Consider the following 10,263-nt stretch of genomic DNA (forward strand, 5'->3'; position numbering starts at 1 on the left):
GCACCCGCCGCCGCAGTTCCTCAGCCTGGGGCGAGCTGCCGAACAACAGCCGCGCGGCCGGATCGCCGGTTTCCAGCTGCCGCTTCAGCCGCCGGTTCTCCAGCACCAGGGCGCGGGTTTTCAAAGCGCGCTCCAGCACCGGCAGGAAATCGGCGGCGGCGCAGGGTTTTTCAAGAAAATCAAAGGCGCCCCGCGACATTGCCTTCACCGCCATCGGAATGTCGCCCTCGCCGGTCAGCAGCACCACCGGCAGCTCGTCATCGGCCCCCCGCGCATAATCCAGCAGGTGAAACCCGTCCCGCCCCGGCATCCGGATATCCGACACGATGATGCCGTCAAACCCCGCCGCGATATGATCCTTGGCCGCCACAAAGGAGCCGCAGACAATGACCTCCAGATCGTTCAGCTCCAGCGTCTGCGCCAGCGCCTCGCGCACCGCCGCATCGTCGTCCACCAGCAGCACCTTGCGGGTCATGCGGCATCTTCCGTCTGCTCAGCGCCCCGCCAAGGCGCCAGCTCGACAGTGAACATTGCGCCGCCGCCGGTGTTGGTGCCGCGGATATTGCCGCCAAAGCTCTGCACCAGCCCGTAGGAGATCGACAGCCCCAGCCCCAGCCCTTCGGAGCTGCCAACCGCCTTGGTGGAATAAAAGGGATCGAACATCTTCTCCGGTTCCCGGATGCCGGGACCGCTGTCCTGCACCCGCACCTGCAGCCGCGGGCCGGTCTCGACCGAGACCGCGATCATCTTCTCCGGCTGCCCCTGCATCGCATCCGCCGCGTTGTTGATCAGATTGACAAACACCTGCGTCAGCCGCACCTCGCCGCCCCAGGCCAGAACCGGATCCGCGCGGCGCCCCCGGTCCCAGCGCAGCGCCACCTGATCCGCCTTCAGCCGCGGCGCAGTCAGCTCCACCGCGGTATCGATCACCTGCAGCAGATCCACCCGGCCCATCGGCTCGCTCTCGTTGCGGGCAAAGGCGCGCAGGTTCTTGATGATCCGCGCCATCCGCGCCGCCATATCGGCGATCCGCCCCAGATTCTCGCCGGTGCGCTCCGCCTTGCCGCGCTGCAGAAAGGCGGTGCCGTTCTCGGCATACTGCTGGATCGCCATCAAGGGCTGGTTCAGCTCGTGGCTGATCCCCGCCGACATCTGCCCCAGCGCCGACAGTTTGCCCGCCTGCACCAGATCCTGCTGGGCGCGTTTCAGCGCCGCCTCGGCCTCCTCGCGCTCCCGCACCTCCCGGCGCAGCTGGTCATTGGCCAGCGACAAGGCCTCGGTGCGCTGCGCCACCCGGCTTTCCAGCACCGCATTGGCCTCGGCCAGGGTGCGGCGGCGCTCCATCACGAAGAACAGCATGGCGCCGAACGCCAGGCACACCGCTGCCAGCGCCGCCGCCTGCAGCGCCGCAATCCGCCGGGCCGGCGCCACATCCACCAGAATCTCGCCGGTCATGCCGATCACCGGCAGCTGCACCGACAGGTGCAGCGCCTGCTGCGGCAGATAGGCACTGCCCCGCAGCGACCAGATCTCATGGCCGGCGTGCAGGCGTTTGCCGGTCACCAGCGGCTTGCCGGCGGCCGGTTCGGCGCCGCCGCGCTGCCAGAACAGCAGTTCCGAGCGGTTGGCAATGAACACCTCGCCGGTTGCATTGGTAAAGAACACCGCCGGCAGCGAGCCGCGCCAGGTCTGCTCCACATCCGCCACATCGGCCACCACCACCAAAGCGCCGCGCACCCGCCCGTCGGGCCCAAAGGCCGGGGCGGCATAGAAATAAGCCCGCTTGGCACCCGGCTGCAGCACGCCGTGGCCAGTGCCCAGAGCCCCCTGCATGGCACGGGTAAAATAGCCCTGCCGGGCCACGCCGGCCGCCGCCACCCCGTCTCCAGCCGCCAGCACGGTCCCGTCTGCAGCGGCAAAAAACACATCCAGCGCCGCGGTTTTATCCGCGACCGACCGCAGCAGCTCTGCCGCCTGCGCACGCAGGTCCGGCGCAGACAGGTCCGCCAGCGCCGGGTGTTCCGCTGTCAGCACCGCCAATTCCTGATAGACCTGCAACTGGGTGCTGACCCGGTCCGACGCCAGCGCCAGATCCGCCGCACTGCGCTCGGCCAGGCTGTCCAGCGCCTGGCGGTAGCCATAAGACCAGACCGCCAGCGCCAGCGCCGCCACCGCCAGCAAAAACCCGGCAGGCAGGCTCCAGCGAAGATAGTTTTGTGTCTTCATGGCCGCACGTTATCAGCCGCCCCCTTGCATTGGCCAGCCATGCCGGCAAAATCCGGCATATGAAAACCTTGACCCAATCCCCCACCGGCCCCGCCTTTGTGCAGGACCCCTACCCGTTTTATGCCGCCGCCCGGGAGCAGGGCCAGCTGCACCATTGGCAGGATTACGGCATGGCGGCCGCCTTTGGCCATTCCGCCGTGCATATGCTGCTGCGCGACCGCCGCTTCGGCCGCGAAGTGCCGGAAGAGATGCACAAGGACGGCGCCGCCCATCTCGCCCCCTTCCTGGCGGTTGAGGCGCACTCGATGCTGGACGCAGAACCGCCCCGCCACACCCGCCTGCGCCGCCTGGTGCTGCGCGCCTTCACCTCGCGCGAAATCGCGGCGCTGCAGCCAGGTCTTGAGGATCTGTGCCACCGGTTGATCGATGAATTCCCCGCGGCGCCTTTCGATCTGCTGGACGCCTATTGCACCCAGGTGCCGGTGATCGCCATCTGCCGCCTGCTGGGGGTGCCGGAAGAGATGGCGCCGCAGCTGCTGGACTGGTCGCACAGGATGGTGGCGATGTATCAGGCGTCGCGCAGCGAAACGACAGAGCACGCCGCTGCAGAAGCCGCACAGGCGTTCACCGATTTCCTGCGCGGCTATATCGGCAAGCGCCGCAACGATCCCCGCGACGACCTGATCACCCGGCTGATCGCCGCCGAGGAGGAAGGCGACAAACTGTCAACGGATGAGCTGATCGGCACCTGCATCCTGCTGCTGAACGCGGGCCATGAAGCCACCGTGCATTCGCTGGGCAACGGGGTGAAAACGATGCTGCAGCAGGGCTGGCAGCCGGACTGGCTGGCGCCGGACGGCATCGACGGGCTGGTGGAGGAAATCCTGCGCTTTGATCCGCCGCTGCATATGTTCACCCGCTATGCCTATGAGGAGGCCGAGGTGTTCGGCCATACCTTCCGGCGCGGCGATCAGGTGGCATTGCTGCTGGCCGCCGCCAACCGCGACCCATCGGCGCTGGACCGGCCAGAGGTGTTTGACCCGTCACGGCCGCCGAAAGTGAACAAGAGCTTTGGCGGCGGGCTGCATTTCTGCGTCGGCGCACCGCTGGCGCGGCTGGAGATGCAGATTGCCCTGCCGATCCTGTTCGGGCGCTGCCCGGATCTGAGGCTGGCAGCCGAACCGGAATACTCCAATACCTACCATTTCCATGGCCTGACCCGGCTGCTGGTCACAGTCTGAAGCAGCAGCGCGAGCCTGGGTCAAGTCTGGGTCAAGTCTGGGGCAGCTGCGCAAGAAACTGCTGCACGGCAGCGGCGGTGGCCTTTGGCGCGGTTTCCGGGAAATCGTGGCCGGCAAAGGGCAGCAGCCCCAGCGCGGCACCGGCGATGCCCTCGGCCAGGGCAAGTGTCTCGGCCCGCGGCACCAGCCGGTCGGAATCCCCCCCCAGCACCAGCGCCGGGCAGCTGATGCGTGCCAGCCTGGCGGCATCCGGATAGTTTCCGGGATCCGTGTTGCACCACAGCTTGCCCAGCTCGCTCAGCAGACGCTCCAGATCCGGCGCCGGGTTGATCCGGTCGTAAAGAGCGCTGCTCACCGGAAACATTTCGCGCCAGCCGGAAGCCGTGACGGTGGCATAAATCGTCTCGATCACCTGCGCCGAAGGGGGCGATCCATTGGCCGCCATCGTCACGATGCCGCCCAGCCGCACACGCCCTGCCGCCGCTGCATGCAGTGCCGCGATACCGCCGTCGCTGTAGCCGACCAGCACCGGCGCCTCCAGCCCGCAGGCGGCGATGACCGCCTCGGCGTCCCGCGCCAGCTGCGGATAGGTCAGCGGCAAGTCCCCCAAGGCAGACCCCCCATGCCCGCGGCTGTCCATCAGCACGCAGCGGTAACCGCCGAAATACGGCAGCAGGCCTGCAAGATCCTGCAGGCTGCCGCCGCCCCCGTGCAGGAACAGCAGCGGCGGCCCCGCCGGGTCGCCCTGCTCCTGCACATGAAGGGCCGCGCCCTCCGTGATGATTTTTCTGTTCTGCGCGTGCATGCCGCTGCCTCCAATTGCCTGTTCCGGCGCCTGTTTATGCGCCGCTGTTGTCAGAAAGCGGCAACATGGTTGTCGATTTGATCTCCTCCATCGACAACAGCGCGGTCACATTATGCACCCGGACCTCGGCGATCAGCGCCTGGTAGAAGACATCATAGGCGCGGGCATTCTGCACCCGCACCTTGAGGATATAGTCGATATCGCCCGCCAGCCGGTGCGCTTCCTGCACCTCGGGGCGGTCGCGCAGCGCCTGCAGGAACTTCGCCTGCCAATCCGCCTCATGCTCCGAGGTGCGGATCAGGACAAAGAAACAGGCCTCGAATCCCAGCGCCTCGGCATCCAGCAGCACCGTCTGCTGGCCAATCACACCGGCGTCCTTCAGCTTGCGGATCCGATTCCATACCGGGGTCTTGGAGGACCCCACCTGGCGGGCGATTTCATCCAGCGACTGGCTCGCGTCGCGCTGCAGTTCAGCCAGAATTTTCCGGTCAGTGGCGTCGATCCGCACCGTCATTCCTGTTTTCTCCTTTTGTGAGGACCAATCGGCCCGCTGCCTCATCGCGGCAAAACCAGCGTTCTTATTTCCGCAAGCATATAGCGCAATACCGGGAATATTTCCTATATCTACCCTCAAGTCAAACACACCGGAGAGGCCGCCAAGATGCCTGCACAGACCACACATGCTGCCAATGCCACCGCTCACAGCCGCGGCAGCATGTGCTGTATGGCTGCGGGCCAGGTTGTCTTTGCAGGCTCAGGCCCCGGCGATGCGGATCTTCTGACCGTCAAAACCCTGCGCGCGCTGCAGCAGGCCGATGTCATTCTCCATGACCGTCTGGTCAGCGATGAAATCATCGCGCTGGCCGGGCCGCAAGCGGTGCTGGAAAACGTCGGCAAGGAGGGTTTTGGCCCGCAGGTCAGCCAGGACCGGATCAACGCGCGGCTGGTGGCCCATGCCAAGGCAGGCCGCAAGGTGCTGCGGCTGAAGGCCGGCGATCCCACGATCTTTGCCCGCCTGGATGAAGAGCTGACCGCCTGCGAAGACGCCGGCATCGCCTATACCATCCTCCCCGGCATCACCGCGGCCTCCGCCGCCGTTGCCGCCATCGGCCAAAGCCTGACCCAGCGCGGCCGCAACACCTCGGTGCGGTTTCTCACCGGCCACGCGATGAGCGGCTTTGCCGATCACGACTGGGCCGCCCTGGCGCGCCCGGGCGAGGTTGCCGCGGTCTACATGGGCAAGAAATCCGCCCGGTTCGTGCAGGGCCGCCTGATCATGCACGGGGCGGACCGCGCCACGCCGGTGACGATTATTGAAAACGCCTCCCGCCCCGAACAGCGGGTGCTGGAAACCAACCTGGACCGCCTGCCCGCCGACCTGGATGCGGCCGGGTTCGACGGCCCTGCCCTCACACTCCTGGGCCTTGCGCCGCGCCAGGCGGCCGCCGCCCTGAACGACCTCAAAACGGAGCTTGCATAATGGCCCGCCCTTTTACGCCCAAAGTCATCACCGCCAACGACCTGCTGGAAGGCGACGTGATCTATTTCACCGCCGCCAACACCTGGACCCGCAACCTGTCCGAGGCTGAGCTGATCACCGACGAGGCCGACGCCCAGCTGCGCCTGCTGGACGCGGAAAAGCAGAACATCCGGATCGTCGGCGCCTATCTGGCCGACGCCAAGGCAGGCCCCAACGGCCCCGAGCCGACCCATTTCCGCGAGGATTTCCGCCGCACCGGCCCCTCGAACTACTTCCACGGCAAACAGGAGGCCGAAGCCAATGTATAAGTACAACGAGTTCGACGACGCCTTCCTGGCGGAACGCAACGCCCAGTTCCGCGCCCAGGTCGAGCGCCGCATCGACGGCTCCCTCACCGAGGACGAGTTCAAGCCGCTGCGCCTGATGAACGGTGTCTACCTGCAGCTGCACGCCTATATGCTGCGGGTCGCGGTGCCCTATGGCACCCTGAATTCCGCCCAGATGCGCACCCTGGCGCTGCTGGCCGAGAAGTGGGACAAGGGCTACGGCCATTTCACCACCCGCCAGAACATCCAGTACAACTGGCCGAAACTGCGCGACATTCCGGATATGCTGGACGCGCTGGGTGAAGTGGGGCTGCACGCCATCCAGACCTCGGGCAACACCATCCGCAATACCACCGCCGACCATTTCGCCGGTGCCGCCAAGGATGAGCTGACCGATCCCCGCCCCTATGCCGAGCTGATCCGCCAGTGGTCCACCGACCACCCGGAATTCCAGTTCCTGGGCCGCAAGTTCAAGATCGCCATCACCGGCAGCCCCAACGACCGCGCCGTGATCAAGGCGCATGACGTCGGCCTGCAGGTGGTGGAACAGAACGGCAAGACCGGCTTCAAGGTCATCGTCGGCGGCGGCCTGGGCCGCACCCCGATGATCGGCCAGGTGCTGCGCGAATTCCTGCCGCAGGCGGATCTGCTGCCCTATCTGGAGTCGGTTCTGACCGTCTACAACGTGCTGGGACGGCGCGACAACAAATACAAGGCGCGCATCAAGATCACCGTCTCAGAGAACGGCATCGACACCTACCGCGCGATGACCGAGGAAGCCTTCATGGCGATCCGCGGCCAGTACGACGGCACCGACCAGCAGCTGCTGGAAGAGATCAAGACGCATTTCAAGGCGCCGGAGTTCCGTTCCGGTTCCACCGAAGCCTTCGATGCCGCCTATTCAAACGACCCGGTGTTCCGCGCCTGGGCCGACACCAACCTGGCCGCGCACCGCGCCGAGGGCCACGCCATCGTCACCATCTCGATCAAGGCGCACGGCGCAACCCCGGGCGACGCCAGCGCCGGGCAGATGCGGCTGATGGCGGATCTGGGCGAGCAATACGCCTATGACGAGCTGCGCATCAGCCACCAGCAGAACGTGATCCTGCCGCATGTCCACAAGAACGACCTGCCGGCACTCCACGCCAAGCTGAAGGCACACGGGCTTGCCACCGCCAACGTCGGCCTGATCTCGGACATCATCGCCTGCCCCGGCATGGATTACTGCGCGCTGGCAACCGCCCGCTCGATCCCGGTGGCACAGGAGATCGCAACCCGTTTCGACGAGTTGAAGATGGAGCACGACATCGGCCATCTGCAGATCAAGATCTCGGGCTGCATCAACGCCTGCGGCCATCACCATGTTGCCCATATCGGCATTCTTGGCCTGGACCGCGCCGGGGTGGAGAACTACCAGATCACCCTGGGCGGCGACGCCACCGAGACGGCGGCCATCGGCACCCGCACCGGGCCCGGCTTTGCCTATGACGAAATCGTGCCTGCGGTGGAGCGCATCGTCGAGGTCTACATGGCCCGGCGTGAAGGCGCCGAGGAGACCTTCCTCGAGACTTACAACCGGATCGGCATGGAGCCCTTCAAGGCAGCGCTTTATCCCGAGGCCCAGAAAAAGGTCGCCTGACCCATGTTCGACACAGCCGGAAACAAGCCCGCCGGGGGGGGCAACCCCGCCCGCGACCGGGAGCTGGCCGCCAAGGCGGAGGCGCTGAATGCGCGCTTCCGCCATCATTCGGCCACCTCGGTGATGGAGGGCGCACTCACGGACGCAGGGCATATCGCCCTGGTCTCCTCTTTCGGCGCGGAATCCGTGGTGCTGTTGCACATGGCCGCGATCATCGATCCGATGACTCCGGTTGTCTTTGTCGACACCGAACTGCTGTTCACCGAAACCCTGCTGTACCAGCAGGAGGTGAGCGAGCGGCTGGGCCTGCGCAACGTGCGCATCATCCGCGCCGATGACATCGCCGAAAAGGATCCCTACGGGGCCTTGAAATTCAGCGACAAGGACGCCTGCTGCACCCTGCGCAAGACGGTGCCGCTGCAAAAGGCGCTGGACGGCTATGACGGCTGGATCACCGGCCGCAAGCGGTTCCAGTCCGGCACCCGCGCCGCGCTTGATTTCTTTGAGGTCGAGGACGGCACCGGGCGGCTCAAGATCAACCCGCTGGCCCATTGGGCGCCGGAAGACGTGCGCGCCTATATGGACGAAAACCGCCTGCCCCGCCATCCGCTGGTGGCCAAGGGCTACCCGTCGATCGGCTGCGCCCCCTGCACCAGCCCGGTGAAGGACGGCGAAGACCCAAGGGCCGGCCGCTGGCGCGGCGAAAACAAAGAAGAATGCGGCATCCACGTGGTGGATGGCCAAATGGTACGAACAGGAGCTTGAACGATGACTGTTATCGTGACGGACACGGGCTTTGCCCAGGACGATTGGACCGGCGGTTTTGACGGCAGCAGCGTGCTTGAGCTGCAGTCGGATGCCAGCCTCAATGATGTGGCGCTGGACGGGGTGGACCTGGTGCGGATCAGCTTTCCCAGCTTTGCCGACGGCCGCGGCTTCACCCTGGCGCGCCAGCTGCGGCTGAAAGGCTATCAGGGCCGCCTGCGCGCCTTTGGCCATGTGATCGCCGATCAGTATGCGATGGCGCGCCGCTCCGGCTTTGACGAGGTGGAGCTGTCCGACGACCTGGCCGCCCGCCAGCCCGAGGACCAATGGCTGGCCCGCGCCAACTGGCAGGACCACAGCTATCAGGCCCGCCTGCGCGGCAGCACCGCGGCCCGCTGAACCGGCCCTCCCGCGCCCGGGAAAACCTGTGCCAGACCGGTTCCGTTGCGTCCTGCGCGGGACCGGTTTCGCAAAACAGGGGGTTTTCCTGACCTGGATCAACGATTAATCAGAGGTGCCGGCTACTCCTCCGGCAGTGCAAGTGATGAATGAGATGACACCCGTGACCGACATTGCGACCAATGCTGCGCCCGAAAAGGCCAAGCCGGCCCTGCCCGACGCCCAGACCGTGACCGAAGTGAAGCACTGGACCGACAAGCTGTTCTCCTTCAAGGTGACCCGCCCGGCCTCGCTGCGGTTCCGCTCGGGCGAGTTCGTGATGATCGGCCTGATGAACGACCCCGACCCCAAGACCGGCAAGGTGAAACCCCTGCTGCGCGCCTATTCCATCGCCTCGCCCAGCTGGGACGAGGAAATGGAGTTCTACTCGATCAAAGTCGAGGACGGCCCGCTGACCTCGCGCCTGCAGCACATCCAGCCGGGCGACGAGATCATCCTGCGCCCCAAGCCGGTCGGCACCCTGGTGCATGACGCGCTGCTGCCCGGCAAGCGGATCTGGTTCTTTGCCACCGGCACCGGCTTTGCGCCCTTTGCCTCGCTGCTGCGCGAGCCGCAGACCTACGAGGATTACGACGAGGTGGTGATCACCCACACCTGCCGCACCGCCGGCGAGCTGACCTATGGCCGCGAACTGATCGAGAGCCTGAAGGACGACGCGCTGCTCAATGAGGTGATCGGCGAAGGCTTCTGGAAAAAGATCAAATACTACCCGACCACCACCCGCGAAGAGAGCCCCAAGATGGGCCGCATCACCGACCTGATGCGCTCGGGCGAGGCCTTTGCCGAGCTTGGCGTGGCGCCGCTGAACCCCGAAAGCGACCGCGCGATGATCTGCGGCAACCTGGCCTTCAACCTCGAACTCAAGGATCTGTTCGAGAACACCTACGGCCTCGAAGAGGGCGCCAACTCGAAGCCGGCGCATTTCGTGGTTGAAAAGGCGTTCCTGGACTGATCCTGATCCGGCGCCAGGCGGCCGCTGCGGGCCGCCGCATTTCTGACACCGATTTGACGGGAGGCTGCCGCCTCCCGTTTATCTTTTGTTGGGGATGTTTCAGTATTCCGGTTGCTGAGATCCAGAACGGAGCAGCAAGAAATGCAGAACGAATTGACCTCGGGGCAGCCGCCCGTTTTCCAGTCTGTCAGAACGGAGGCGGGCAAAGCCCGCGTCAAGGCAGCGGTTGCAGGGTTTCAGGCCCGTCCCGGCCAGGTGCAGCCCTCGGTTCAGGAAAGGATTGCCAGCGTCAAGGCCCGCTATAATGCGCGCGCCATTGCCCCCGGCGACATCTTCGCTCAGATCCTGGTAGACCGGGCAGCGCCGGTAG

At 65.7% G+C, this 10,263-nt stretch carries 11 protein-coding genes and 1 pseudogene; 8 read left to right on the forward strand and 4 right to left on the reverse strand.

Annotated features, from left to right (window positions below):
* Window positions 1–475, reverse strand: a 475-nt coding sequence (locus VOI29_RS18400) for a sigma-54-dependent Fis family transcriptional regulator (protein ID WP_323781962.1), incomplete at its 3' end; no start/stop codon positions are given.
* Window positions 472–2,226: an ATP-binding protein gene (locus tag VOI29_RS18405; protein WP_323781965.1), complete on the reverse strand. Its 1,755-nt coding sequence runs from the start codon at window positions 2,224–2,226 to the stop codon at window positions 472–474. The genes VOI29_RS18405 and VOI29_RS18400, both read right to left, overlap by 4 nt.
* Before the next feature lie 59 nt (window positions 2,227–2,285).
* Here VOI29_RS18405 and VOI29_RS18410 point away from each other — a divergent pair, with 59 nt between their 5' ends.
* Window positions 2,286–3,467, forward strand: coding sequence for a cytochrome P450 (locus VOI29_RS18410; protein WP_323781968.1), 1,182 nt, complete (start codon window positions 2,286–2,288; stop codon window positions 3,465–3,467).
* A 31-nt stretch (window positions 3,468–3,498) separates the two neighbouring features.
* Here VOI29_RS18410 and VOI29_RS18415 read toward each other — a convergent pair whose 3' ends face one another.
* Together VOI29_RS18415 and VOI29_RS18420 are read right to left on the reverse strand one after the other, a co-directional pair.
* A complete protein-coding gene (locus VOI29_RS18415; RefSeq protein ID WP_323781970.1) occupies window positions 3,499–4,272 on the reverse strand; it encodes an alpha/beta hydrolase in 774 nt (257 codons plus the stop codon).
* A 34-nt stretch (window positions 4,273–4,306) separates the two neighbouring features.
* Window positions 4,307–4,786: an Lrp/AsnC family transcriptional regulator gene (locus VOI29_RS18420; RefSeq protein ID WP_323781972.1), complete on the reverse strand. Its 480-nt coding sequence runs from the start codon at window positions 4,784–4,786 to the stop codon at window positions 4,307–4,309.
* Between the two features lie 210 nt (window positions 4,787–4,996).
* Between VOI29_RS18420 and cobA the strand changes: the two genes are divergently transcribed.
* The 7 genes and pseudogenes from cobA to VOI29_RS18455 all read left to right on the forward strand — a co-directional run.
* Complete coding sequence (gene cobA / locus VOI29_RS18425) at window positions 4,997–5,752, forward strand: uroporphyrinogen-III C-methyltransferase (RefSeq protein WP_323781989.1); 756 nt, start codon at window positions 4,997–4,999, stop codon at window positions 5,750–5,752.
* Window positions 5,752–6,060: a DUF2849 domain-containing protein gene (locus VOI29_RS18430; RefSeq protein ID WP_323781975.1), complete on the forward strand. Its 309-nt coding sequence runs from the start codon at window positions 5,752–5,754 to the stop codon at window positions 6,058–6,060. The genes cobA and VOI29_RS18430 overlap by 1 nt, the downstream gene beginning before the upstream one ends.
* Complete coding sequence (locus VOI29_RS18435) at window positions 6,053–7,717, forward strand: nitrite/sulfite reductase (protein ID WP_323781978.1); 1,665 nt, start codon at window positions 6,053–6,055, stop codon at window positions 7,715–7,717. Before VOI29_RS18430 ends, VOI29_RS18435 begins: the two co-directional genes overlap by 8 nt.
* Window positions 7,718–7,720: 3 nt before the next feature.
* On the forward strand, window positions 7,721–8,482 hold the full coding sequence (locus VOI29_RS18440) for a phosphoadenylyl-sulfate reductase (RefSeq protein WP_323781981.1): 762 nt from the start codon (window positions 7,721–7,723) through the stop codon (window positions 8,480–8,482).
* Window positions 8,483–8,485: 3 nt separating this feature from the next.
* Complete coding sequence (locus tag VOI29_RS18445) at window positions 8,486–8,881, forward strand: DUF934 domain-containing protein (RefSeq protein WP_323781984.1); 396 nt, start codon at window positions 8,486–8,488, stop codon at window positions 8,879–8,881.
* 145 nt (window positions 8,882–9,026) lie between these two features.
* Window positions 9,027–9,893, forward strand: coding sequence for a ferredoxin--NADP reductase (locus VOI29_RS18450; RefSeq protein ID WP_323781986.1), 867 nt, complete (start codon window positions 9,027–9,029; stop codon window positions 9,891–9,893).
* A gap of 141 nt (window positions 9,894–10,034) precedes the next feature.
* Window positions 10,035–10,263: pseudogene (locus VOI29_RS18455) on the forward strand (hypothetical protein); the annotation flags it as partial.

It is taken from the genome of Leisingera sp. (assembly GCF_034669605.1).
GTDB lineage: Bacteria > Pseudomonadota > Alphaproteobacteria > Rhodobacterales > Rhodobacteraceae > Leisingera.